The organism is Actinoplanes sp. NPDC004185 (assembly GCF_053603475.1).
Genome location: NZ_JBSGFR010000001.1, coordinates 135,253 through 158,019, shown reverse-complemented (window position 1 = coordinate 158,019; position 22,767 = coordinate 135,253). Strand labels below are relative to the sequence as shown.

Below are 22,767 nucleotides of genomic sequence, written 5' to 3'. Positions count from 1 at the left end.
GATGTTTCCTTCCGGAGAGTCGGCACGGCGGATCAGGCCGCCGGGGGGCGGCTGGCGAACCAGAGCCCGTCGATGTCGGCGGGGTCGAGGACACCGGCGAAGACCCGGACGTCGTCGATGTCACCGGCGAACAGGTCGGTCCACTTGTCGTTCGCGCGGGCCCGGCCCAGCTGGAGGCTGCCGGTGGCGTCCCAGATCGTGCCGGTGTACTTGACCGCGCCCTGTTCCCGGCCGTCGACGAAGATCCGCAGCATGTTGTCCGCCGGGTCGAAGACGCCGGTCAGGTAGGTCCACTTGTCCAGCTCCGGGGCCTCGATCGTCCCGGATGCGACCTGCACCAGGTCACTCGCGACCGGGTTGGCCTTGTCGGACTTGTGCCGTCCGAAGACCCAGCGCTTCGTACCGGCCGAGTAGCCCAGCGCGAAGCCGTTGCCGTACGTGCCGGCCTGGCTGATCACCGTGCCGTTGTGCGCGAAGCTCGACGGCTTCACCCAGGCGGCCACGGTCACTCCCTGCCGGGTGTCCACGACCGCCGCGGTGGACGCGAAGTCGGCCGTACCGTCGAAACGCAGTGCCTTGTCGCTCGCGCCGAGCTGGCCGGAGGACCACTCCGCTCCGGAGACGGTCAGCGAGTGGCCCTTACCGGAACCGTCGGCCGTTGTCGTACCGCTCCCCTCGTCGAGCAGCCACACCCCGGCGGCACAGGTGTCCGCCGCCGGGTCGTCGCAGGCCCGCGCCGGACGGAAGACGTAACGCAGCTGCGGGCTGGAGTTGCCGGCCCGGTCGAAGCTCTGCACGTAGAGCACGGTGGGGCCGAAGCTGGTCGGGGTGATCGGCGGCGAGACGCCCGGTCCGCCCAGCGCGGCGTTGTTGACCGTGTTGGTCGGTACGTCGGTGGTGAGCGACCACTTGTAGTAGTCGATGTCGTTGCCGTAGGCCGGGTCCTGGACCGCACCGGAGCTGAAGCTGAACACCCCGCTCTGGCCGACCGGCTTGCCGCGTCCCTCGCTCGGGAAGTCGTCCGAGGTGACCACCGGCGCGACCGTCGGCTCCTCCAGGTCGATCGACAGCTCGCACCAGTCCGACCAGGCGATGGCGTCGTCGAGGCCGTCGTTGCTCAGGGCGTGCCACTTGTACGAGTGCCCGTGCACGAGCTTGCCCGCGGGAACCGGGGCGATGAAGGAGCCCTGCTGCTTCTGCGGATCAACCGTGGCCTTGTGGGCCGTCTTGCCGGTGGCGATGTCCAGCACCTCGAAGGTGACCTTGAGGTTCTGGCTGGTCTCGTCGTCGACCGCGGTCACCTGCAGGTCGGGCGTGGCGTCGCGGACGAACGGGCGCGCGGCGCCGGTGACGCAACCGGTGGTGGGGCTGGTGGTCTTCTCGCCGTACGGCTTGCCGGGCCGGGTGTTGAACGTGACCGACAGCGCGGCCGTGTCACCCTCGAAGCGCTTCCAGCTGTTGCCGTCGCTCTCGTCCTTGGCGTTCAGCGAGAAGGCGATCGGAGACCCGGCCTTGAGCTTCGCCTTCACCGTCGCGGTGAGGTTCTCGTTGGTCTCTTCCTTGTTGTCGGCGAACTCGACCGGCGACGGCGGGGCATCGGGATCACACGACTTGCCCCGTCCGTACGCCACCTTGCGGTCGACCATCAGGTCACCGTCGGCCGGCTTGTTGTTCCAGTTCGTGCCCGAGTCGACCTGACCGGCGTCGACGAGGTTCAGGTTCACCCAGCTCGCCGTGCAGGAGAAGGACCAGGTCTCGACCGCGGTGAACTTCACCCTGCTGACGACCCGGTCGGCCCAGTCGGCCTTGACCGGGGTGAACTTGAAGTACATCCGGTTGGTGTACGCGCTGCTGCTGCACACGTAACCGCCCCAGTTCGAGCACCGGCCGACGCCCTCGTCGTCCTTGAACTTGTAGTACTCCGTGCCGGGGTGGGCGCTGCTGACGTACATCCAGTCGGTGCGCTTGACGCCCTGATCGGGGTCGATGTAGACGGGATACACCGTCTTCGGGTCGGCCAGCAGGGCGGCGTCCGGCACCAGGGTCAGGGTCCCGGCGGCGACGCCCAGGTCGACGTCCGCCACCCGGTCGCCGGCGCTGGGAGCTACCGACTCGTCAGCGGGGACCGGGGCGTCGGCCGGGACAGCCGGGACGTCGGCGGCAGCCGTCGCCCGGGCCGTGGCCGCCGGTGCCGCACCGGTCAGGGTGGCGGCCGAGTCCCACATCACCGGCTGGTCACCCTCGAAGACCGCCGAGCCGTTTTCGTCCACCATGGACAGGCCGCCGGATCCGGTCTCGCGCATCGCCAGGCCGTGACCTTCGACCGGCAGGCTCAGCCGGGCCAGCGCCAAGTCGGCCGCGGCCTCGGCCGTTTTGACGACCATCACGTACGAGTAGCCGGTGCCCGACGCGCTCACCTTGACGTCGACACCCGGCAGAGCCTCCACATAGGTGGCTGTGTCACCGGAGAGCACGGGGGCCGGCAGCTTGCCCGGCCAGCCGATGGCCACCGCCTTGCCGTCGTCGGCCAGCCGGATCAGCTGCTGGTCGCTGCCACCACCGGAGAACGCCAGATCCACGGCGGCGGCCCGGGGACCCACCGAGCCGTCGGGCCGGCGTACGAGGGTGGTGTCGATCGCCGACCAGGACCCGTCGGCCTGCCGGGCCCGCTGCGGTCCCGCGGTGATCTCCGCGGTGAAGGTGCCGTCCGGGTTGGCGAAGAGCATCTCGTCCTCGGCCCGGCGCTCGACCACCTCCACGGGCCGGCCGGTGTCGCGAGCCTGCCGGGTCGCGACCTCCTCGGGAGACGGACCGGGGTCGGCCGGCGCCTCGGCGCGGGCCGGGACCGGCGGTGCGGCAGCGACCGGCTCGGCTTGCCACGCGACTGTGAGCCCGGCGGTGAGGGCCGGAACCAGGCCCCACGTCAAGAGGGCAGGAAGGAGCGAACGACGATTGACCAGCACAGACTTTCTCCCCGTGAAAGCGCCCGGCGTCGACCGGGCGTCAGGAAGCTAGCTGGCCTCGGGTGATCTTCGCTGCCCCGAAGATCGTCTATGTGACGCGGACCACTAAGGAAGAATTAAGTCAACGTTTGAACAAAGAAGGGGGACGCGGGACCGCGCCGTGCCTGGCGCACCGACCTCCGGGTACGCGAGGATCGCAGCATGCGTGATCTCTCGCGGCGGTGGGCGTGGCTGGGCGTGCTGGTCATCGGCCTGATCCTGTACGTCATCGTGCTGCGCACCCTGGTACGGACCCAGAACCCCAACTTCATCCCGTCCCTGCTGCTGCTCGGCGCGACCGTGGTGCCGCTCGCGTTCCTGACCTTCGCGCAGGCCCGCACCGGCCACTGGCAGGTGCCGCCGTCAGCGCTGGTGGTGGCCGCCTTCTTCGGCGGCGTGATCGGCGTCGTCGTGGCCGGCACCCTGGAGTACGACGCCCTGCGCGGGCTGGGCGCGCTGCCGATGGTGTTCGTCGCGCTCATCGAGGAATCCGCCAAGATGATCGTGCCCATCGTGCTGCTGTTCGCGCTGCTGGCCCGGCACGGCCGCCGGCTGCCCTCGGACGGTCTGGTCATCGGCGTGGCGTCCGGGATGGGTTTCGCCGCGCTGGAGACGATGGGCTACGGGTTCAACGCGCTGCTGTCCTCACAGGGCAACATCGGCGCGGTCCAGGAGACGCTGTTCGTCCGCGGCCTCACCGCCCCGGCCGGGCACACCGCCTGGACCGGCCTGACCTGCGGGGCCCTGTGGGCGCTGGTGGCCAGCCCGTCGGCCAAGAAGCTGCTGGCGTTCATCGCCACCTTCATCGGCGCGGTCGCGATGCACACCGCCTGGGACACCTTCGGCGGCGCCATCGCCTTCGTCATCCTGGCGATCATCAGCCTGGGCTGGCTGTTCCTGGCCCTGCACCGCTACCGGGCCTTCGCGGAGCACAGCACCTGGGCGCCCCGCGAGCCCCTGACCGTCTAGGTGCGCCGGGCGCGACCTCGTTTCCAGTAGCCCATGAAGGCAACCGAGGCGCGGTCCACGCCCCGTTCCCCGACCAGGTGCCGGCGCAGGGCCGCCACCGTGCCCGCCTCGCCCGCCAGCCAGGCGTAGAAGGCGCCCGCGGGCACTTCCGGCACGTCCCAGACCTCGTCCTCGGCGGCGTCCACGGCGGCGGGCGGCCCGCACGGCGCCGCGAGGTCCAGGTGGGCCCGGACCACCGGCTCCAGCCGCTGCCCGGCCGCGCGGACCAGCCAGGTGACGGCGGCCGGGCCGCCGATCGGCAGGCAGTCGTCGCGGCTGGGCACCTCCAGGAACGCGGTGGCCGGGCGGTCCAGGCTCTCCAGGATGGCGGCGGCGGCCGGCAGCGCCGTCTCGTCGGCAGCCAGCAGCAGCCGGGTGGCGCCCGCCGGTGGGCGCCAGGCGACATCCGTGACCGGGTGGCCGTGCGTGGCGCCGATCATCACCACCTTGTCACCGGGCCGGGCCGCCGACGCCCAGCGCGACGCCGGGCCGCTGTCACCGTGCAGCGCGAAGTCCACGTCCACCTCGAGGGCGGCCGGACGGAACGCCCGGACCGTGTAGACCCGCAGCGGCGCCCACGAAGCCGGTGGGCCGCAACGCCAGGCGGCCGGCCAGTCCGGGCGGCGGGCGAACTCCTCGTGGTCCGCGTCCGGGGGCAGCAGGAGCAGATTGACGCGCTGGTCGAGCCCGTGCCCGGCGAACCCGGCCAGGGACTCACCGGTCAGCGTGACCCGCAGGAACGTGGTGCTCAGCCGGACCGCCCGGGCCACCCGGAGGGCGAACGGCCGGTAGGGCTCGACGGCGGGGCGCAGCGTCGGCGCGGCGGCATGCGATGTCGTCGTCAAAAGACCGGTCCGATCGGTACGGGGTCACCAGCAAGCTAAGGCTACCCTTACCTACCGGCGGGGCTAGGAGTGCCGTCCCGCGAAGAGGGCTCGGGCCCGGGCGACCAGGGCGGGCGAGCCGCATTCCTGGGCCAGCTCGAGCCCGTCGCGCAGCACCCGTCGCGCCTGCGGCCGGCGGCGTGCCGCGTTGAGCAGAGCGCCGTGGTCGACCAGGGCCGTGGCCAGCTCGAAGCGCCGCGGCGTACCCCGCAGCACCCGGATCGCCTCCTCGGCGGCGGCCATCCCGGCCGTGCCCGGGCGGACCTGGCCCTGGATCCGCAGCGCGCGGCCCAGCGCCGAGGCGAGCCCGTGCCGCCGGGTCAGAGCGACCTCCTCGGCGACGAGCCGCTCGGCCGCCTCCCGGGCGCCCAGTCCGACCAGGACGGACGCGGCCGCCGAGCGCCACGGCAGCACGCCGGGGTGGTCGGAGCGCCGCACGGCCAGCCGCTCGCCGCACTTGTACAGGTCGGCCAGCCCTTCGCCGGGCCGCTCCGCCGCGGTGTGCAGCCTGCCGCGGACGTAGCGCAGCAGCAGGAACTCGGGGTCGTCGGGCAGGTCACCGTCCAGCCCGGCCGCGGTCAGCAGGCTGTCGGCGAGCGCGATGTCGCCGAGGTCCAGCAGGACCGCGAGGCGCCGCGACAGCACCAGCGAGCCGGCCGGACCGGCCGGATCGGTGCCCGAGACCGCGAGCAGTCCCGCGGACGCGTCGGCGTCGCGGACGGCGTCGGCCAGCCGGCCCAGCCGCCGGGCCACCGAGCTGCGCTGCGAGTAGGCCATGGCCAGGCCCGCCGCCGAGCCGTCCCGGCCGGCGACGTCGATCGCGAGCGTGCAGCCGGAGTGGGCCGCCGCGAGGTCGTCCGCGTCGGCCAGCCGGCGCAGGGCATGCAGGTATCGCGGGAGGTCGTCCACGCCGACCGGCGGTGCCAGGGGCACCGGGCGGGTTGCCGGGGGAACGGCGTTGTCACCTGAGGTGATGTCCCGGCCGAGGTCCGCCAACCCCGGCCGTTCGTCACTGACGGTCATGCAAGCGTGTGTACCCTTCCGGGCGTCCGACCCACCATCGATCGGGCTTCGATCCTTCGTGGACCCCAAGGTTTTCCCAACCACGAGAGATGCACAATGCGGCATGCGCAGTCCGACCCAACGCAATCTCGACTTTTCCGCGATCGACGGCCTGCTCAGCGGCGTTTTCGGGGTGAATGTCAGCGAAGCCGAGGAATTGTCCGGCGGTGGTTTCGCGGCCGTGTGGCGCGCCCGGCTGGCCGACGGACGGGACGTGGTGGTCAAGGTCGGCCCCCGGCCCGGCGTCCGGCTGCTGCGGTACGAGCGTGACCTCATCCCCGCCGAGGCGGCATACTTCCGGACCGTCCGAGCCGGCGCGCCCGGGGTGCCGGTGCCGGAGGTGCTGCATGTCGCGGACGACTGGATCGTCACGACGATGCTGCCCGGCAGCAGCCTGAGCGAGCCGGCGGACCCCGCCGGGACGGCCGCGGCGGCAGGGGTACGCGAGCAGCTCGGTTCCGCGATCGCCGGCCTGCACCGGATCACCGGCCCGCACTTCGGCTACACCGGCGACCGCCCGGCCGGCACCGACTGGCCGACGGCGTACGGCGCGATCATCGCCGCCCTGCTCGCCGACGCCGCCGACTGGGAGGTGCCGCTGCCGCCGGGGATCGACGCGCTCGCCGCCCGGCACCACACGAACCTGGCCCAGGTCACCCGGCCGGCGTTGCTGCACTTCGATCTCTGGGACGGCAACGTGCTGGCCGCCGGCGGCCGGCTGACCGGGCTCGTCGACGGCGAACGCTTCCTCTGGGGCGACCCGTTGCTGGACCTGGTGTCGCCGGCCCTGTTCCACCGCATCGAGGACGAGCCGGAGCATCCGTTCCTGCGCGGCTACGCCGCCGCGAGCGGCCTGGTGCTCGACGACGCCGCCCGGGCCCGGCTCGCGCTGTACCGGGTCCTGCTGTACACGCTGATGCTGGCCGAGGGTCCGAGCCGGGGCATCCCGGTCGGCAGCGAACGGCACGACTATCTAACCGTGCTGCTCGAAGGAGAGCTGCGCGACCTGACGTGACGCAGATGCCAGCCCGAACGGCTCGACGGCCTCGCATCTGCGGCCTAGGCTGGCGGTTGTGACGACGTACCGGATCGGTGAGGCGGCCGAGCTGCTCGGGGTCAGCGTCGACACCGTGCGCCGCTGGATCGACGCCGGCCGGCTGGCGGCCGAGCGGGACGGCCACGGGCACCGCACGGTCGCCGGCGCCGACCTGGCCGCGTTCGCGCGTTCGCTGGCCGACGAGCCCGCCACCGGGTCCCGGCGCTCCTCGGCCCGCAACCGGCTGCGCGGCATCGTCACGGCGATCACCCGGGACGCGGTGATGGCCCAGGTCGACATCCAGGCCGGGCCGTTCCGGCTGGTGTCGCTGATGAGCCGGGAGGCCGTCGACGACCTGGGCCTGGAGGTCGGTTCCCCGGCGACCGCGGTCATCAAGTCCACGACTGTGGTCGTGGAACGAGGGGACGACGCATGAGGGCACGACGATGGGCTGCCGTCGTGGTCGCCGCGGTGCTGGCCACGACCGGATGCGGCGGCTCGGCCGCAAACGACGCCGGTCCGGGAGCGGCTCCGGCGGGCTCCGCCGGGAGCGGCGCGGCCGGACCGGTGACGGTGCTGGCGGCGGCCTCCCTGACCGAGGCGTTCACCGCCATCGGCACGAAGTTCGAGCAGCTCAACCCGTCCGCCGAGGTGAGCTTCTCGTTCGGTGGCAGCGCGGGCCTGGCCCAGCAGATCACCGCGGGCGCCCCGGCCGACGTGTTCGCCGCGGCCAGTGCCACCACCATGAAGACGGTCACGGACGCGGGCGCCGCCACCGGCACCCCGGTCACCTTCGCCCGCAACCAGCTCGTCATCGCGGTGCCGAAGGGCAATCCGAAGCGCCTGACCACCCTGGCCGCCCTGGCCGGCTCCGGCGTCAAGGTGGCTCTCTGCGCCGAGCAGGTCCCCTGCGGTGCGGCCGCCGGGAAGGCGTTGTCCGCGGCCGGCGTCCGGTTCACGCCGGTGACCCTGGAGCAGGACGTCAAGGCCGCGCTGGCCAAGGTGAAGCTCGGCGAGGTGGACGCCGCGCTGGTCTACCGCACCGACGTGAAGGCGGCGGCGGCCGACGTCGACGGCGTCGAGTTCCCCGAGTCCGCCGGGGCGGTCAACGACTACCCGATCGTCGCGCTCGAGGACGCGCCGAATCCGGGCGGCGCCACCGCCTTCCTCGCTTTCCTCCGGACCCCTGAGGCGCAGCGGATCCTCACCGACGCAGGGTTCCAGCAGCCCTGAGCCGGTCACCGTCCCGAGCGCCGCTGGCCCTGGCGATCCCCGCGATCGCCGGGCTGGCGTTCCTCGTGCTGCCGCTGGCCGGGCTGGTGATCCGGGCACCCTGGACGACCCTGCCGCAACGGCTCACCGAGCCCGGTGTGCTGGCGGCCCTGCGGCTGTCCCTGCTGACGGCGACCCTGGCCACCGTGGTGTGCCTGCTGCTGGGCGTACCGCTGGCCTGGTTGCTGGCCCGGGCCCGGTTCCCCGGCCGGCGGCTGGTCCGGGCGCTGGTGACCGTGCCGCTGGTGCTGCCCCCGGTGGTCGGCGGGGTCGCGCTGCTGCTGGTCTTCGGCCGGCGCGGCCTGGTCGGCGAGTGGCTGGACGCCACGTTCGGTTTCAGCCTGCCCTTCACCACCGCCGGGGTGGTGGTGGCCGAGGCCTTCGTGGCGATGCCGTTCCTGGTGATCAGCGTCGAGGGGGCGCTGCGGGGGGCGGACCCGCGCTTCGAGGAGGCCGCGGCGACGCTGGGGGCGAGCCGGTGGACGGCGTTCCGCCGGGTCACGCTGCCGCTGATCGGGCCGGGGGTCGCGGCCGGGGCGGTGCTGTGCTGGGCCCGGGCGCTGGGCGAGTTCGGCGCGACGATCACCTTCGCCGGCAACTTCCCGGGGCGCACCCAGACCATGCCGCTGGCCGTGTACCTGGCCCTGGAAAGGGACCTGGACGCGGCCATCGTGCTGAGCCTGGTGCTGCTCGTGGTCAGTGTGGTGATCCTGGCCGGGCTGCGTGACCGTTGGCTGGGTGCCCCGTGAGCCTGGACGCGCGCCTGGTCGTCCGGCGCGACGGGTTCACGCTGGACGCCGTGCTGCGCGCCGAGGCCGGCGAGGTGGTGGCGCTGCTGGGCCCGAACGGCGCCGGCAAGACCACCGCGTTGCGGGCGCTGGCCGGGCTCGTCCCCCTCGACGACGGCTCCATCGAGCTCGACGGCGAACGCCTGGACGACCCGGCGGCCAAGGTGAACACCCCGCCCGAGCACCGGCACATCGGCGTGGTCTTCCAGGACTACCTGCTGTTCCCGCACCTGTCCGCCCTGGAGAACGTCGCCTTCGGGCCGCGCTGCCGGGGCGTGCCGCGCGCGCGGGCCCGGGCCGAGGCAGCCGAGCTGCTGGGCCGGGTCGGACTGGCCGAGCACACCGGCAAGAAGCCGCGGCAGCTCTCGGGTGGGCAGGCCCAACGGGTGGCACTGGCCCGGGCGCTGGCCACCGGGCCGCGCCTGCTGCTGCTGGACGAGCCGCTCGCCGCGCTGGACGCCCGGACCCGGCTCGACACCCGGACCCACCTGCGCGGCCACCTCGCCGGGCACGCCGGGCCCACGGTGCTGGTCACCCACGATCCGCTGGACGCGATGATGCTCGCCGACCGGCTCGTCATCCTCGAGCACGGCCGGGTGGTGCAATCCGGCGACGCGGCCGCGATCACGTCCCGGCCGCGCACCGACTACGTGGCCCGGCTGGTGGGACTCAATCTCTACCGCGGCCGGGCCGAGGGCGGGCTGGTCCGGATCACCGACGACTTCGCCCTGACCACAGCGACACCGCTGCACGGTGACGTGTTCGTGGCGTTCCCGCCCGCCGCCGTCGCCCTGTACGCGGCGCGCCCCGACGGGAGCCCCCGCAACACCTGGCCGGCGACCGTGGCGTCCGTCTCCCGGCACGGGGACGCGCTGCGCATCGAGCTGACCGGCGGGATCACGGTGGCCGCCGACGTGACGCCGGCGGCCGCCGTGCAGCTGGGACTCGAGCCCGGTCGTGAGGTCTGGGCCAGCCTCAAAGCGACCGAGGCGACGACCTACCCCGCCGTGAAGGTGTAGCTACCGGAGGCCAGGCTGTAGGACGCGACGCCACCGCCGTAGCCCTGCGGCACAGCCTCCGCCGGGGCGGTGACAGCAGCCGCGGACGGCGCCGGGACCTGGACCGTGGCCGTCGCGTTCGGCGGGACCACCACCTTCAGCGTCAGCGTGGAGCCGGTGCGGGTCCACTCCGAGCGCGTCTGGCCGTACCGGGTCTGCAGCGACGCGGTCGCGGAGGTGACCGTACCGCCGGGTTTCGGGGCGACCAGCACCTGCCGGTAGCCCGGCGCGGCCGGGGCCACCCCGCCCACCGTGCGGTAGAGCCAGTCCCCCACCGAGCCCAGGCCGTAGTGGTTGAACGAGTTCATCCCCACGTCCTGCAGCGAACCGTCGGGCCGGATCCCGTCCCAGCGCTCCCAGACGGTGGTCGCGCCGCGTGAGTTCATGTAACCCCAGCCGGGATAGTCCGGCTGCTGCAGGATCCGGTACGCCGTGTCGGTGTGCCCGTGCCCGGCCAGCACCGGCAGCAGATTCTCCACGCCCATGAAGCCCACGGACAGGTGCCCGTTGCGGCTGTCCACCTTGGCCGCGAGCTTGTCCGCCACCGCCTGGGCGCGGCCGGCGGGCACCAGGCCGAAGGCGAGCGCGAGCACGTACCCGGTCTGGCTGTTGCTGCCCACGGTCCCGTCGGCGGCGACGAAGCGGTTGGTGAACGCCGCCGCGATCCGGTCGGCCAGCGTGCCGTACCGGGTCGCCTCGGCCGTGCGGCCGGTGGCCGCGGCCATCCGCGAGAGCAGGCGCGCCGACCAGCCGAAGAACGCCGTGCTGGAGACGTCGTTCGGGGTGTTGTCGTCGACGTTGAGCCAGTCACCGAAGGTCTCGTGGTCGCGGATCAGGTCCGCCCCCGCGGTCGAGGAGAGGTAGTCGACGTAGCGGGCCATGGCCGCGAAGTGCTTGTCCACGACGGACAGGTCGCCGTAACGCTGCCACACCGTGTACGGCACGATCACGCCCGCATCGGCCCAGCCGGCCTTGCCCGCGCCGTCGATCACGGCCGGGGCCACGTCGGTGAACGCCCCGTCGGCCCGCTGGGCATCGACCAGGTCGTCGGCGAACTTGGTGAGCAGTCCGTGGGTGTCGAAGTTGAACGTCGACGTGGCCCCGAACGCTGCGATGTCGCCGGTCCAGCCGAGCCGCTCGTCGCGCTGCGGGCAGTCGGTCGGAATGGACAGCATGTTGGAGCGGGCGCCCCAGAGAATGTTGTGCTGCAACTGGTTGACCAGCGGATCGCTGGTCGTGAAGGTGCCGGTCTCGGCGCCGTCGGTCCAGGCGGCGAGCCCGGTGAGGCTGTCGGCGGTGGGGGTGCCGGGGAAGCCGGTCAGCTCGACGTACCGGTAGCCGTGCACGGTGAAGTGCGGCTCGAAGACCTCCGGCGCGCCGGTCCCGGCGAGCGTGAAGGTGTCCGTGGCCTGGGCGGCGCGCAGGTTCGCGGTGTAGAGCGTGCCGTCGGCGTTGAGGATCTCGCCGTGCCGCAGGGTCACCCGGGTGCCGGCCGGGCCGGTCACGGTGAGCCGGTTCCAGCCGGCGAAGTTCTGCCCGAGGTCGGCGATGAAGACCCCGGGCCTGGGCTGGGTGATGCTCCTGGGCCGCAGCTGCTGCTGCACGGTGACGCCGGGGTCGACCTGGGCGACCAGCCGCGGCTCGGCGGCGGTGCGGACGGTGACAGCGGTGCCGGCCCCGGGCCGGATGCGGGCATCCTGATCCTCGCCGTGGTACAGGTCGTCGGCGACGATCACGCCGGCGGTCGCCGACCAGGAGCCGTCGGTACGCACGTCAGCCCGCGTCCCGTCGGTGTACTCGATGGACAGCTGCGCCGAGTACCACGGCGAGGTGCCGTACCGCCGGCTGCCGGCGAAGCCGATGTTGCCCGAGTACCAGCCGTTGCCGACGAGTGCCCCCAAGGTGTTGCTGCCCTGCTTCAGGCTGCCCGTGACGTCGTAGACGCGGTACTGCAGGCGGTCGTCGTAGTCGGTCCAGCCGGGGGCGATTCGTTCGGCGCCGACCTTGGTGCCGTTGAGATAGGTGTCGTGCAGGCCCAGTGCGGTGGCGAAGAGCCGCGCCCGGGCGACCGGCTTGCCGACGCTGAAACCCTTGCTCAGGTACGGCGTCGGGTTCGGCACCGTGACCTGCGCGCCCCACGGGCCGGCGCCGTAGGCAGCCGTCACCTTGGCCGCGGCCCAGCCCGAGTCGTCGAAGCCGGGCTGCTCCCAGCCGGCCGAGCCGGACTGCGCGGCCTTCCACGCACTGCCGGTCGCCACGGTGGTCGTGCCGCCGGCCAGCTTGGCGATGACACCGGCCGGTCCGGCCTCGTTGTTGGCCGCGGCGATCGCGATGGTGTTCGTCCCGGTACGCAGCTGCGCCGTGACGTCCACTGTGGTGGCCCGCTTCCACGAGTCGGTGACGCGTCGCGAGGTGCTGACCCGGGAACCGTTGACCCACACGTCGGCGGTGTCGTCCCCGGTCACCACGAGGGTGGACTTCGCCACCGCGGCCAGGTCGAAGGTGCGCCGGAAGAACCGCTGCTCGGCCGGAGCGGTGGTCGCCGGGTCGCCCTCGGGATACCAGATCCACTCGGCGCCGGTGAGGTTCGCCGTGGCCGGGCCGCCGATGAAGTCCGCCTGCCACTCGGCCGCCGGGTTGAACAGGCCGGTGTCGAAGCGGGCGGCGGAGCTCCACGGGCTGGGCCGGCCCTGGGCGTCCCAGACCCGTACCCGCCAGTGGTAGGTGCGGTTGCTGAGCAGCGCCGGTCCGCCGTACGGGATGTCCACGCTCTGCCCGGACGTGACCTGGCCGCTGTCCCAGATGTCCGCGGCACCCGGGGTCGTGCCGACGGTGACCTGGTAGCGGCCCTGCAGCTGGCCGGTGGCGGCCGAGACGAGCCGCCAGCCGAAGCGCGGCTTGGCCGTGTCGAGGCCGACCGGGTCGGTCCGGCGCTCGGTGGTCAGGCCGGCGAGGGTGACCGGCGAGCCGGCGCCGGGGTCGGGACCGGCGACATCGCTGCGCCAGGGACCGGTGCCGTACGCGCCGAGGTCCTTGGCGGCGGTCCAGGTCTGCGGCACCGAGTCGGCCGCCTGCCAGCTGCCGTCGGTGACCAGGTCGACAGTGCTCTGCGCGGTGGCGACCCGGATCCGGCCGAGGACACCGGCCGGGCCCGTACCGGTGTTGCGCGCGGCGATCGTGAGGGTGTTGCTGCCGGCCTTGAGGGCGGCGGCCAGGTCGACGTAACGGGCGGTCTTCCAGGAGTCGGCGGTCCGGGTGGAGCCGGCGAGGTACGTGTCGTTGAGCCAGACGTCGACGGTGTCGTCTCCGGTCACGACCAGCTGGGCGTCGGTGTAGGGGCCGGCCGGGACGGTGAAGGTGCGGCGCAGGTAGCGGGTGGCGGCGGGGGCGCTCTGGGCGGGCTCCCCCTCGGCGAACCAGATCCAGTGCGCGCCGGCCAGGCCGACCGGCGCGGTGATCAGGGCGGCGGGGCGGGAGACGGGCGGCGCCGCGGCGGCCGGGGAGCCGGGCAGCAGCAGGAGGGCCGCGGCGAGCAGCAGCGGTTTCCGGGCATGGGGGGACAGGGACTTGGCCATGCGATTCTCCTCGGTGGGGGGAGGTGCGCGGGGCAGCGGATCAACGCATTTAAACGTTTCAATGCGCTGACCTTTCGAGCGTAGGACGAACTACAAGATCCACTCAAGGGGTCCGGGATACGGTGGTCCGCGTGCAGGCACTCGAACTCGCCGACTACCGCGCGGCGGTGGCCCGGATCTACCTGACCGCGACCGACCTCTCCGACTTCCGCGCCCGGCGTGACGAGCTGTTCGCGTACCACCCCCAGTCACCGATCCCGAGCACCGGCGACTTCGAGGGTCTGTCCTACTTCCCGCCGAGCGAGGAGTTCCGCGCCGAGGTGGAGCTGCGGCCGGCCCCGGGCGAGATCGACATCGACACGGGCGGGCCGGACGGCGTGTGCCACTACGACCGGGTGGGCATCCTGGACACCCCGTGGGGCGAGCTGTCGCTGTGGTGGCTGGCCGCGTACGGGGGTGGCCTGTTCCTGCCGGTCCGCGACTCGACCTGCGGCCCCCAGTCGTACGGCGGCGGCCGCTACCTGACGGACACGGTGAAGGGCACTCACGGCCGCGGCCTGGAGATGGTGTCCCGCACCCGCGTCCTGCTGGACCTCAACTACCTCTACAACCCGAGCTGCGCGTACGACGACCAGTGGCTCTGCCCCCTGGCACCCCCGGAGAACAGGCTGACCACCGCGATCACCGCCGGCGAGCTCAAGTACCACTGACCGCGCGTCCGATTTCTTCAAGACGGTGCCACCGGCGGGCTCCTACGCTGCGGCCATGGATGATGTCTTCGCCGCCGCCGAGCGGTTCGTCCGGGCCGAGGCCCGGCTGCTGGAGCAACGCCTCTTCAACACTCTGTTTCACGGTGCCCCGGCGACCGGTGTCGTCGACGCGCTCCGCGGCTACCGCAACGACGACGGCGGCTTCGGCCACGGGCTCGAACCGGACACCCGCTGCCCGGCCAGCCTGCCCATCGACGTCGAGGTCGCCCTGCGGACCCTCGCCACCGTAGGCGCTAGCGATCCGGACCTCCTGCGAGGCGCGGCGGACTTCCTGCGGCGCGGTGCCGTCGACGGAGCGGTCTCGCTGGCCGCGCCGGTCATCGAGGCCTATCCCCGCGCCGAGCACATGACGGACTGGACCTATGTGCCGGGGCTGAACCCGACCGCCGGCCTCGCCGGGTTGCTGTACCAGCTGAACTTCGCGCACCCGTGGCGCGACGAGGCGACCGGCTACTGCTGGCAGGCCCTGGCGGAGGGCCGGATCCCCGACGACGAGGTGCACGCCCTGTCCGAGGTGCTCGTGTTCCTCGCCCACGTACCCGACCGGGAGCGAGCGGACAAGCAGGTGCCCGCGGTGGTCGAGCGGCTGATGGCTTCCTCGGGGTTCCACCTCGACCCCGACGCGGAGGGATACGGGCTGACCCCGCTGCACCTTGCCCCGGTTGCCGACTCCCCCTGGCGTTCGCTGTTCACCGACGAGCAGCTCGACGGCCACCTCGACCACCTGCTCGCGGCCCAGCAGCCGGACGGCGGCTGGCAGCCGACCTGGAAGCCGCCGAGCGCCGCGTCACGGCTGGAGTGGCGGGGCATGATCACGGTCGAGGCGCTCCGCACGCTGGAGTCGTACGGCCGGCTGCGACGATGAGGTCATGCGTGCGGTGATCTACGACCGGTTCGGTGACCTGCCCGAGCTTCGCGACGTCCGCGACCCCGAGCCACCCGGCGGCGGGGTCGTCGTGGCCGTCCGCGCGACCGGGCTGTGCCGCAGCGACTGGCACGGCTGGCGCGGCCACGACACCGACATCCGGCTGCCGCACGTCCCGGGGCACGAGTTCGCCGGGGAGATCGCCGCGGTCGGTGCGGGCGTCCGGGGCTGGCGGGCCGGCGACCGCGTCACCGCGCCGTTCGTCTGCGCGTGCGGCACCTGCCCGGCCTGCCTGGCCGGCGACCAGCAGGTCTGCCACCGGCAGGAGCAGCCCGGCTTCACCTACTGGGGCTCGTTCGCCGATCTCGTCGTGGTGCCGCACGCCGAGACCAACCTGGTGCGCCTGGACGACCGGATCAGCTTCGCCGCGGCCGCCACCCTGGGCTGCCGGTTCGCGACGGCCTTCCGCGCGGTGCTGGCCCAGGGGCGGGTCCGGCCCGGCGAGTGGGTCGCGGTGCACGGGTGCGGCGGTGTCGGGCTGTCCGCGGTGATGATCGCGGTGGCGGCGGGGGCCCGGGTGGTCGCCGTCGACGTGTCGGCCGAGGCGCTGGCCCTGGCCCGGCGCTTCGGCGCGGCGGCCACGGTCGATGCCACCACACCGCCGGTCGAGGCGATCCGGGAGCTCACCGGCGGCGGCGCGCACGTCTCCCTCGACGCGCTGGGCAGCCAGGTCACCCTCACCGCCTCGATCGAAGGGTTGCGCCGGCGGGGGCGGCACGTGCAGGTGGGCCTGCTGCCGGCGGTGACCGGCCGCCCGACGGTGCCGATGGAGCTGGTCGTCGCGCACGAGCTGGAGCTCCTGGGCAGCCACGGGATGCCGGCACACGCGTACCCGGAGATGCTGTCGCTGGTGGAGTCGGGCGCGCTGCGCCCCGGCGAGCTGGTCACCGGTGAGCTCGCGCTCCCGGACGCCCCGGCGGCCCTGGCCGCCATGGACGGCGCCGCCCCGGCCGGCGTCCAGGTCATCGTGCCCTGAGCCCCTAGTACTTTGGGACGATCTGGTGGCGGTGGGCCATCCGTACGATCAGCACGTGCTCGAACTGCTGCGCTCGATCCGGGACGAGCCCCGCTCCCCGCACCCGCCGGCGCGGGTGTGGCGGGACTGGGCTCTGGTCGCCGTGCTGATCCCGCTCGCCGTGCTCGAAGGGCTGCTGCGTCCTGAGCTGCCGTGGCGGTTCGTGTCGGTCGCCGTGGTCGTCGCGCTGGTGCCGACCCTGCTGTGGCGCCGGACCCGGCCGCTGCTGATGGTGGTGATCGGTTTCGGGGTCAGCGGGCTCCTCCCGGCCCTGGAGATGTACACGGTCGCCTTCGTGCTGATCCTGCTGTACGCCCTGCTGCGCTGGGGTTCCGGCCGCGAGGCCGTGCTGGGGCTGGCCGTCGTTTTGGCCAAGGGCGTGCTCGCCGCGGCCGCCGGGCAGCTCGGCGGGGCCGATCTGGTCGCCGGTCCCGCCGTCATCTCCGCGACCGTGGCCCTCGGCCTGGCCGCGCGGTACCGGGCCCGGGCCCGGCAGCGCGAGCTGGAACAGGTCGCCCTGCTCGAACGCGAACGGCTGGCCCGGGACCTGCACGACACCGTCGCCCACCACGTGTCCGCGATGGCCATCCGGGCCCAGGCCGGCCTGGCCACCGCGCCGCACGACCCGGCCGCCGCCACCGACGCCCTGCGGATCATCGAGGCCGAGGCGTCCCGGGCGCTGGCCGAGATGCGCAGCATGGTCCGGGTGCTGCGGCACGACCGGCCGGCCGAGCCCGACCCTGGTCCCCGCCTGGAGGACCTGGCCACGCTGGCCGGCCGCTCCCGCACCGGCCCGCCGGTCGACGTCGGCGTCACCGGCGACCTCACCGGCATCCCGTCCCCGGTCGGTGCGGCGATCTTCCGGCTGGCCCAGGAATCGGTGACCAACGCCCGGCGGCACGCCCGGCACGCGACCCGCATCGAGGTCCGGGTCAGCGCCGATCCCACCGCGGTGCGGCTGCGGGTCAGCGACGACGGCGAGAGCCACCCGCGCCGGACCGGCTCACCGGGCTACGGCCTGATCGGCATGGCCGAGCGCGCCGGGCTGCTCGGCGGCACCTGCGAGGCCGGCCCCGACCCGGGCCGCGGCTGGACCGTCACCGCGGTGCTGCCCCGCGGCGAGGCGCCGGCGTGAGCATCCGGGTGGTCGTCGCCGACGACCAGGAGATCGTCCGGACCGGGCTCACGATGATCCTCAACTCGCAGCCGGACATCGAGGTCGTCGGCCAGGCCGCGAACGGCCGGCGGGCCGTCGAGCTGGCCCGGCACCTGCGTCCCGACGTGTGCCTCTTCGACATCCGGATGCCCGGCGTCGACGGCATCGCGGCCACCCGGGCGCTGGCCGGGCCGGACGTCACCGATCCGCTGGCGGTGGTCGTCATCACGACCTTCGACCTCGACGAGTACGTGTACGCCGCACTGCGCGCCGGGGCCCGCGGCTTCCTGCTCAAGGACGCCGGAACGGCCATGCTGGCCCAGGCCGTGCACGCCGCCGCGGACGGGGAGGCGTTGATCGCGCCGAGCATCACCGCGCGGCTGCTGCGGACCTTCGCGAGCTCGGGACCCGCGGCGGCGGTGCAGCCCGTCGACCCGCTGACCGACCGCGAGGAGCAGGTGCTGGGCGCGGTGGCCCGCGGGCGGACCAACGCCGAGATCGCCACCGAGCTGCACATCACCCTCAGCACCGTGAAGACCCACGTCACCAGCCTGATGAACAAGCTCGGCGCCCGGAACCGGGTGGAGATCGCGATCTGGGCCTACGAGACGCACCGCGTGCACGGGCGCTGACGCCGAAAGTACGGCCCGGCCACCGGACCTGGGACCGATGAGCCGACCGGCGCCGACCGACACCATCGGGTCATGACGAATTCCTCCCCCCGGTCCGAGTGGCGGGTCACGGCGGGTCTGCTGCTGCTCAGCGCCGTACCGGTGCTCGCCGGCGGCGTCCGGGTGACCGAGCTGGCCTCCGGCGCCGAGGCCACGTCGGCCAACGCCCGCTTCCTCGCCGTGCCGCTGCCGGTGGTCGTGCACATCATCGGCGCCTCCCTCTTCTGCCTGCTGGGGGCGTTCCAGTTCCACCGCGGGCTGCGCCGGCGCCGGCCCCGATGGCACCGGATCGCCGGTCGCGTCCTGGTGCCGTGCGGCCTGGCCGCGGCGGTGACCGGGGTGTGGATGACCCTGTACTACCCGCTGCCGGCCTTCGACGGCCCCCGCTTCGGGGTCCTCGGAGTGGCCCGGCTGGGCTTCGGGACGGTCATGGCGGCGGCGATCGTGCTCAGCTTCCTCGCGATCCGGCGGCGCGACATCGTCCGGCACCGCGCGTGGATGATCCGGGCCTACGCCATCGGTCAGGGCGCGGGCACGCAGGCGCTGACCCACGCGCCGTGGGTGCTGACGGCGGGTCAGCCCGGCGTCGGCACCCGGGCGGTGCTGATGATCGCCGCCTGGGCGATCAACCTGGCGGTGGCGGAATGGATCATCCGGCGCCGTCCCCGCCCGGTCAGGTCACGCCCGGGCGCCGCCGTCGACCGGGAGCACGGCACCGGTCACGAAGGAGGCCCGGTCGCTCAGCAGCCACGCCGCGGCCTCGGCGATCTCGGCCGGATCGGCTGAACGGCGCAGCGGCGTCGCGGCGATGAGGCGGTCCGTCAGGCCGGGCGAGTCCGCCTCCCAGGTACGGATCATCTCGGTGCTCGTGTTGCCGGGGGCGATCGCGTTGACCCGGATGCCCTGCGGGCCGTACGTGACGGCGGCCGACTCCGTGAGGCTGTTGACCGCGCGCTTCATCGCCCCGTACGCGGGCAGCGCCGGATTGCCGCGCAGGCTGCCCACGCTGGAGTTGTTGACGATGGCCCCGGTGCCGGCCGTCTCCCGGATGGCACCGATCTCGGCCACCATGGCCAGCCACACGCCGCGGAGGTTCACGGCGTACAGCTCGTCGAAGTGCTCCTGCCGTATCTGGTCGAACGGCACCGGCGGGGTGATCGTGGCGCCGTTGTTGAAGGCGACGTCGAGCCGCCCGAAGACCTCGACGGTCCGCGCGACGGCGGCCCGCACGCTGTCGGCGTCGGCCAGATCGCAGACCACGTGGTCCGCGCGGCCGCCGTCCCGCCGGATCTCCTCGGTCACGGTCTTCAGCTGTTCCTCGGTGCGCGCGGCCAGCAGCACCCGGGCGCCCTCGCGAGCGAACAGGCGGGCCGCGGCGGCCCCGATGCCCCGCCCGGCGCCGGAGACGAAGGCGACCTTGCCGGCCAGCAGGCCCTCAGTGGTTTCTTTGTCCATGGCCCCGACCCTGCGCCCCGGCCCAGACCCTATCCAGGCATCGCCGGTACCTGGATAGCCACCGCCGGGCGCGACGACACTGGGCCGGTGGACAAGCGACAGCTCGCGGATTTCCTCCGTTCCCGGCGGGAGCGGATCACGCCGGCCGACGTGGGGCTCCCGGCCGGCCCCCGCCGCCGCACCCCCGGCCTGCGCCGCGAGGAGGTGGCGCAGCTGGCGTTCATCTCGACCGAGTACTACACCCGGCTGGAGCAGACCCGTGGCCCGCACCCGTCCCGTGAGGTGCTCGCCGGCCTGGCCCGGGCCCTGCGGCTGTCGGACGCCGAGCGTGACCATCTGCACCACCTGGCCGGTTACCCACCGGGCCCGCCGCCCGGCCCGTCCCGTGAGGTCCGGCCGAGCATCGTGGACCTGCTGCGGCGCCTGCCGCTCACGGCCGCGATCGTCACGTCCGCGACGTACGAGGTGATCGCCTGGAACGACCTGGCCGCCGCGCTGATGGAGGACTTCTCCGCCCGCTCCCGCCGGGAGCGCAACCTGGTGCGGCGCGTCTTCCTCGGCCCGCACCTCGACGGCCGCCGCTTGTACGGCGTTTCCGACGCGGACGCCTTCGCCCGCAGGTCCGCCCTGCACCTGCGGGCCGCCGCCGCCCGCTATCCCGGCGACCCGGAGCTGAACGAGCTGATCCACGATCTCCTCACGGGCAGCGAGGACTTCGCCCGCTTGTGGGACTCGAACGACATCCGCACGGTGCCCGCTCTCATCAAGACGTTCCACCACCCGCAGGTCGGGCCGGTCACGGTCAACTGCGACGTGCTGGACATCGCGGACCGGGACCAGCGGGTGGTCATCTACACCGCGGCTCCGGGCTCGCCGTCCGAGGCGGCCCTGCACCTGCTCTCGGTCATCGGCACCCAGCGCATGACCCCCGCGGTCAGGCCGTGATGCGGTCCAGCCATTCGCCCAGCAGCACCTTTTCGCCCGTCGAGAGGCTGTCGACCGCGGGCAGGGCGGCGTGCAGCGCCACGGCCGCGGTCACCGGCCCCGGCTCCCGGCCGACGGGCCGGTCGGTGCTGATCGCCGCGATGACAGCCTCCCGGGCGGTGACGGACAGGGCCGGCTCGCGCTGCTCCGCCGGAGTGGCGATCAGCGCGAGGGTGACGCCGGAACCGGCCGCGTGCACGAGCGAGGCGGCCAGTGCCTCGGACACCCGTAGCCGGCCGGCCTCGGCGATCCGCCTGATGTGCCCGGCCAGCACGTCGGCCGCCGCGCGGGTGGCGGCCGAGGCGGCGTGACCGGTGCGGGGCCGGCCGTACATCAGCGTGTAGAGCGCGGGGTTGGCCAGACCCAGCTCGACGTGCAGGTCCCAGCCGCGGCGCAGGTCGGCGACGGGATCGTCGGACAGCGGGGCCGTGGACTTGGTGGCCAGATACTGCTGGAGGCCGTGGGTCGCGATCGCGTCGAGCAGGCCCTGCTTGTCGCCGAAGAACCGGTAGATGGTCGGCGGCTGCACCCCGGCGGCGGCGCTGACGGCCCGCGTCGAGACGGCGTCCTCGCCGCCCCCGGTCAGCAGGTCCAGAGCCGCGGCCACGATGCGCTCCCGCGTGCTGTCACTCACATCAGCAACGATAACGCACTCTTGTTTCCACCGGTATTACCGGTGGTACGGTCTCCTTGTTATCACTGGAAAGGACATCTCATGATCATCGTTACCGGGGCAAGCGGACAGCTGGGCCGCGCCGTCCTCGACAACCTGCTGGAGCACGTGCCGGCCGAGCAGCTCGGGGCCAGCGTCCGCGATCCGCAGCAGCTCACCGACCTGCACCAGCGCGGTGTCCGGGTCCGGCCGGGCGACTTCGACGACCCCGCCGGCCTGGGCGACGCCTTCGAGGGCGCGTCCACCGTGCTCATCGTCTCGGTGAACAGCACCGGGGCGGAGTCCGTGCGCCGGCACCGCAACGCCGTCAACGCCGCCGTCGCAGCGGGCGTGAAGCGCATCGTCTACACCAGCCACATGGGTGCCGACCCGGCTTCGCCTTTCCCGCCGATGCCCGACCACGCCGCGACCGAGGACGCCTTGCGGCAGGCCGGCGTCGCGTTCACCGCACTGCGCAACGGTTTCTACGCCAGCACGGTCCCGATGCTGCTGGGGCACGCCTTGCAGACGGGCGAGCTGCGGGTGCCCGAGGACGGCCCGGTCGCCTGGACCACCCACGCCGACCTGGCCGCGGCCGCCGCGAAGATCCTGATCGACGGCGGCTTCGACGGCCTCACCCCGCCGCTGACCGGCCCGGCGGCGGTCGACATGACCCGGGTGGCCGAGATCGCCACGCAACGCACCGGCCGGCCGATTCACCGGGTGGTCGTCCCGGACGAGGAATACCGGCAGGGACTGCTCGCCGCGGGCCTGCCCGAGTCCGCCGCCGACATGCTGGTGGGCCTGTTCGCCGCGAGCCGGCGCGGCGACTTCGCTCCGGCCGGCCCGACGCTGGCCGGCCTGCTGGGCCGCCCCGCCACCAGCATCGAGGACTACCTGGTCAGCTCGCTGCCGGCCGGTCCGGAGCGATGAGCGACCACACCTCGGTGTCGTGGCGGACACCTTTGTAGAGGAACTCCCCGCGCAGCACACCGTCGAGGCGCATGCCGAGGCGGCGAGCGACGTTCGCGCTCGCGGTGTTGTCGGTGCGGCACAGCCACTCGACGCGGAAGATGCCCCGCACCTCGATCGCCCAGTCGATGATGAGCCGGGCGGCGCGGGTGATCAGGCCGCGGCCCTGGGCGGCCGGCTCCAGCCAGCAGCCGACCTCACAGGTGCCCGCGGCCACGTCGAAGTGGACGAACATGACGCCGCCGACGAGCGTGCCGTCGAGCCAGATGCCGTGCAGCCGGCCGCTGTCGCCGGCCGCCTTGTCCGCGTAGCGCTGCAGGGTCGCCGTCGCGGACTCCAGGTCGGTGCTGATGCCGGCCCACGGGATCCACGGATCCACGGTGGCGCGGGCCCGGTCCATGTGGGCGAGGAACTCCGGCGCCTGCCACGGCTCCAGCGGCCGCAGCTGCGCTCCCCCGCCAAGATCGATCGCGTACATCCCG

The 22,767-nt window shown here is 73.4% G+C and carries 21 protein-coding genes; 14 read left to right on the top strand and 7 right to left on the bottom strand.

Annotation, left to right across the window (positions count from 1 at the left end):
* Window positions 1–32: 32 nt before the first annotated feature.
* On the bottom strand, window positions 33–2,927 hold the full coding sequence (locus ACWEOZ_RS00720) for a LamG domain-containing protein (RefSeq protein ID WP_451908667.1): 2,895 nt from the start codon (window positions 2,925–2,927) through the stop codon (window positions 33–35).
* Between the two features lie 237 nt (window positions 2,928–3,164).
* Here ACWEOZ_RS00720 and ACWEOZ_RS00715 point away from each other — a divergent pair, with 237 nt between their 5' ends.
* Window positions 3,165–3,971 (top strand): PrsW family intramembrane metalloprotease, encoded by an 807-nt coding sequence (locus ACWEOZ_RS00715; RefSeq protein ID WP_451908666.1) that lies wholly within the window; start codon window positions 3,165–3,167, stop codon window positions 3,969–3,971.
* Here the strand turns inward: ACWEOZ_RS00715 and ACWEOZ_RS00710 are convergent.
* Together ACWEOZ_RS00710 and ACWEOZ_RS00705 are read right to left on the bottom strand one after the other, a co-directional pair.
* Complete coding sequence (locus tag ACWEOZ_RS00710; RefSeq protein ID WP_451908665.1) at window positions 3,968–4,855, bottom strand: siderophore-interacting protein; 888 nt, start codon at window positions 4,853–4,855, stop codon at window positions 3,968–3,970. The two genes, ACWEOZ_RS00715 and ACWEOZ_RS00710, sit on opposite strands and share 4 nt — an antisense overlap.
* 63 nt (window positions 4,856–4,918) lie before the next feature.
* Entirely contained in the window at window positions 4,919–5,917 is a 999-nt protein-coding gene (locus ACWEOZ_RS00705; protein WP_451908664.1) for a hypothetical protein, read from the bottom strand.
* A 103-nt stretch (window positions 5,918–6,020) separates the two neighbouring features.
* Here ACWEOZ_RS00705 and ACWEOZ_RS00700 point away from each other — a divergent pair, with 103 nt between their 5' ends.
* The 5 genes from ACWEOZ_RS00700 to ACWEOZ_RS00680 are packed head-to-tail and all read left to right on the top strand — an operon-like array spanning window position 6,021 to window position 10,071.
* Window positions 6,021–6,971, top strand: coding sequence for a phosphotransferase family protein (locus ACWEOZ_RS00700; protein ID WP_451908663.1), 951 nt, complete (start codon window positions 6,021–6,023; stop codon window positions 6,969–6,971).
* Window positions 6,972–7,029: 58 nt separating this feature from the next.
* Window positions 7,030–7,428, top strand: coding sequence for a TOBE domain-containing protein (locus tag ACWEOZ_RS00695; RefSeq protein ID WP_451908662.1), 399 nt, complete (start codon window positions 7,030–7,032; stop codon window positions 7,426–7,428).
* A complete protein-coding gene (gene modA / locus ACWEOZ_RS00690; RefSeq protein ID WP_451908661.1) occupies window positions 7,425–8,225 on the top strand; it encodes a molybdate ABC transporter substrate-binding protein in 801 nt (266 codons plus the stop codon). Before ACWEOZ_RS00695 ends, modA begins: the two co-directional genes overlap by 4 nt.
* Window positions 8,222–9,013, top strand: a complete 792-nt coding sequence (locus ACWEOZ_RS00685; protein ID WP_451908922.1) for an ABC transporter permease — start codon at window positions 8,222–8,224, stop codon at window positions 9,011–9,013. The genes modA and ACWEOZ_RS00685 overlap by 4 nt, the downstream gene beginning before the upstream one ends.
* On the top strand, window positions 9,010–10,071 hold the full coding sequence (locus tag ACWEOZ_RS00680; RefSeq protein ID WP_451908660.1) for an ABC transporter ATP-binding protein: 1,062 nt from the start codon (window positions 9,010–9,012) through the stop codon (window positions 10,069–10,071). The genes ACWEOZ_RS00685 and ACWEOZ_RS00680 overlap by 4 nt, the downstream gene beginning before the upstream one ends.
* Here ACWEOZ_RS00680 and ACWEOZ_RS00675 read toward each other — a convergent pair.
* Window positions 10,050–13,685 (bottom strand): family 78 glycoside hydrolase catalytic domain, encoded by a 3,636-nt coding sequence (locus ACWEOZ_RS00675; protein WP_451908659.1) that lies wholly within the window; start codon window positions 13,683–13,685, stop codon window positions 10,050–10,052. The two genes, ACWEOZ_RS00680 and ACWEOZ_RS00675, sit on opposite strands and share 22 nt — an antisense overlap.
* Before the next feature lie 131 nt (window positions 13,686–13,816).
* Between ACWEOZ_RS00675 and ACWEOZ_RS00670 the strand changes: the two genes are divergently transcribed.
* From ACWEOZ_RS00670 to ACWEOZ_RS00645, 6 genes are all read left to right on the top strand, one after another.
* Window positions 13,817–14,395, top strand: coding sequence for a DUF1684 domain-containing protein (locus ACWEOZ_RS00670; protein WP_451908658.1), 579 nt, complete (start codon window positions 13,817–13,819; stop codon window positions 14,393–14,395).
* Window positions 14,396–14,450: 55 nt separating this feature from the next.
* Window positions 14,451–15,320 (top strand): hypothetical protein, encoded by an 870-nt coding sequence (locus ACWEOZ_RS00665; RefSeq protein WP_451908657.1) that lies wholly within the window; start codon window positions 14,451–14,453, stop codon window positions 15,318–15,320.
* Between the two features lie 4 nt (window positions 15,321–15,324).
* Window positions 15,325–16,356 (top strand): zinc-binding dehydrogenase, encoded by a 1,032-nt coding sequence (locus tag ACWEOZ_RS00660; protein ID WP_451908656.1) that lies wholly within the window; start codon window positions 15,325–15,327, stop codon window positions 16,354–16,356.
* Window positions 16,357–16,411: 55 nt separating this feature from the next.
* Window positions 16,412–17,530: a sensor histidine kinase gene (locus ACWEOZ_RS00655; protein WP_451908655.1), complete on the top strand. Its 1,119-nt coding sequence runs from the start codon at window positions 16,412–16,414 to the stop codon at window positions 17,528–17,530.
* Window positions 17,527–18,183, top strand: a complete 657-nt coding sequence (locus ACWEOZ_RS00650) for a response regulator (protein ID WP_451908654.1) — start codon at window positions 17,527–17,529, stop codon at window positions 18,181–18,183. The genes ACWEOZ_RS00655 and ACWEOZ_RS00650 overlap by 4 nt, the downstream gene beginning before the upstream one ends.
* Window positions 18,184–18,255: 72 nt before the next feature.
* Window positions 18,256–19,008, top strand: coding sequence for a DUF2306 domain-containing protein (locus tag ACWEOZ_RS00645; protein WP_451908653.1), 753 nt, complete (start codon window positions 18,256–18,258; stop codon window positions 19,006–19,008).
* Here the strand turns inward: ACWEOZ_RS00645 and ACWEOZ_RS00640 are convergent.
* On the bottom strand, window positions 18,901–19,677 hold the full coding sequence (locus ACWEOZ_RS00640) for an SDR family NAD(P)-dependent oxidoreductase (RefSeq protein ID WP_451908652.1): 777 nt from the start codon (window positions 19,675–19,677) through the stop codon (window positions 18,901–18,903). The two genes, ACWEOZ_RS00645 and ACWEOZ_RS00640, sit on opposite strands and share 108 nt — an antisense overlap.
* 87 nt (window positions 19,678–19,764) lie before the next feature.
* On the opposite strand from ACWEOZ_RS00640, the gene ACWEOZ_RS00635 reads away from it, so the two are divergent.
* Window positions 19,765–20,622 carry a helix-turn-helix transcriptional regulator gene (locus ACWEOZ_RS00635; protein WP_451908651.1) on the top strand — a complete coding sequence of 286 codons (858 nt, stop codon included), beginning with the start codon at window positions 19,765–19,767 and terminating at the stop codon, window positions 20,620–20,622.
* On the opposite strand, the gene ACWEOZ_RS00630 is transcribed toward ACWEOZ_RS00635, so the two are convergent.
* Entirely contained in the window at window positions 20,612–21,295 is a 684-nt protein-coding gene (locus tag ACWEOZ_RS00630; protein WP_451908650.1) for a TetR/AcrR family transcriptional regulator, read from the bottom strand. The two genes, ACWEOZ_RS00635 and ACWEOZ_RS00630, sit on opposite strands and share 11 nt — an antisense overlap.
* Window positions 21,296–21,376: 81 nt before the next feature.
* Between ACWEOZ_RS00630 and ACWEOZ_RS00625 the strand changes: the two genes are divergently transcribed.
* Window positions 21,377–22,246, top strand: a complete 870-nt coding sequence (locus tag ACWEOZ_RS00625) for an NAD(P)H-binding protein (protein ID WP_451908649.1) — start codon at window positions 21,377–21,379, stop codon at window positions 22,244–22,246.
* Here ACWEOZ_RS00625 and ACWEOZ_RS00620 read toward each other — a convergent pair.
* Complete coding sequence (locus ACWEOZ_RS00620) at window positions 22,215–22,763, bottom strand: GNAT family N-acetyltransferase (protein ID WP_451908648.1); 549 nt, start codon at window positions 22,761–22,763, stop codon at window positions 22,215–22,217. The genes ACWEOZ_RS00625 and ACWEOZ_RS00620 overlap by 32 nt on opposite strands.
* Window positions 22,764–22,767 lie beyond the last annotated feature (4 nt).

What these genes read in the sequence shown, in the direction of transcription:
- ACWEOZ_RS00715 (WP_451908666.1), top strand. Translation starts at nt 3,165, where the DNA reads ATGCGTGATCTCTCGCGGCGGTGGGCGTGGCTGGGCGTGCTGGTCATC.
- ACWEOZ_RS00705 (WP_451908664.1), bottom strand. Translation starts at nt 5,917, where the DNA reads ATGACCGTCAGTGACGAACGGCCGGGGTTGGCGGACCTCGGCCGGGAC.
- ACWEOZ_RS00700 (WP_451908663.1), top strand. Translation starts at nt 6,021, where the DNA reads ATGCGCAGTCCGACCCAACGCAATCTCGACTTTTCCGCGATCGACGGC.
- modA (WP_451908661.1), top strand. Translation starts at nt 7,425, where the DNA reads ATGAGGGCACGACGATGGGCTGCCGTCGTGGTCGCCGCGGTGCTGGCC.
- ACWEOZ_RS00675 (WP_451908659.1), bottom strand. Translation starts at nt 13,685, where the DNA reads ATGGCCAAGTCCCTGTCCCCCCATGCCCGGAAACCGCTGCTGCTCGCC.
- ACWEOZ_RS00665 (WP_451908657.1), top strand. Translation starts at nt 14,451, where the DNA reads ATGGATGATGTCTTCGCCGCCGCCGAGCGGTTCGTCCGGGCCGAGGCC.
- ACWEOZ_RS00660 (WP_451908656.1), top strand. Translation starts at nt 15,325, where the DNA reads ATGCGTGCGGTGATCTACGACCGGTTCGGTGACCTGCCCGAGCTTCGC.
- ACWEOZ_RS00645 (WP_451908653.1), top strand. Translation starts at nt 18,256, where the DNA reads ATGACGAATTCCTCCCCCCGGTCCGAGTGGCGGGTCACGGCGGGTCTG.
- ACWEOZ_RS00640 (WP_451908652.1), bottom strand. Translation starts at nt 19,677, where the DNA reads ATGGACAAAGAAACCACTGAGGGCCTGCTGGCCGGCAAGGTCGCCTTC.
- ACWEOZ_RS00625 (WP_451908649.1), top strand. Translation starts at nt 21,377, where the DNA reads ATGATCATCGTTACCGGGGCAAGCGGACAGCTGGGCCGCGCCGTCCTC.
- ACWEOZ_RS00620 (WP_451908648.1), bottom strand. Translation starts at nt 22,763, where the DNA reads ATGTACGCGATCGATCTTGGCGGGGGAGCGCAGCTGCGGCCGCTGGAG.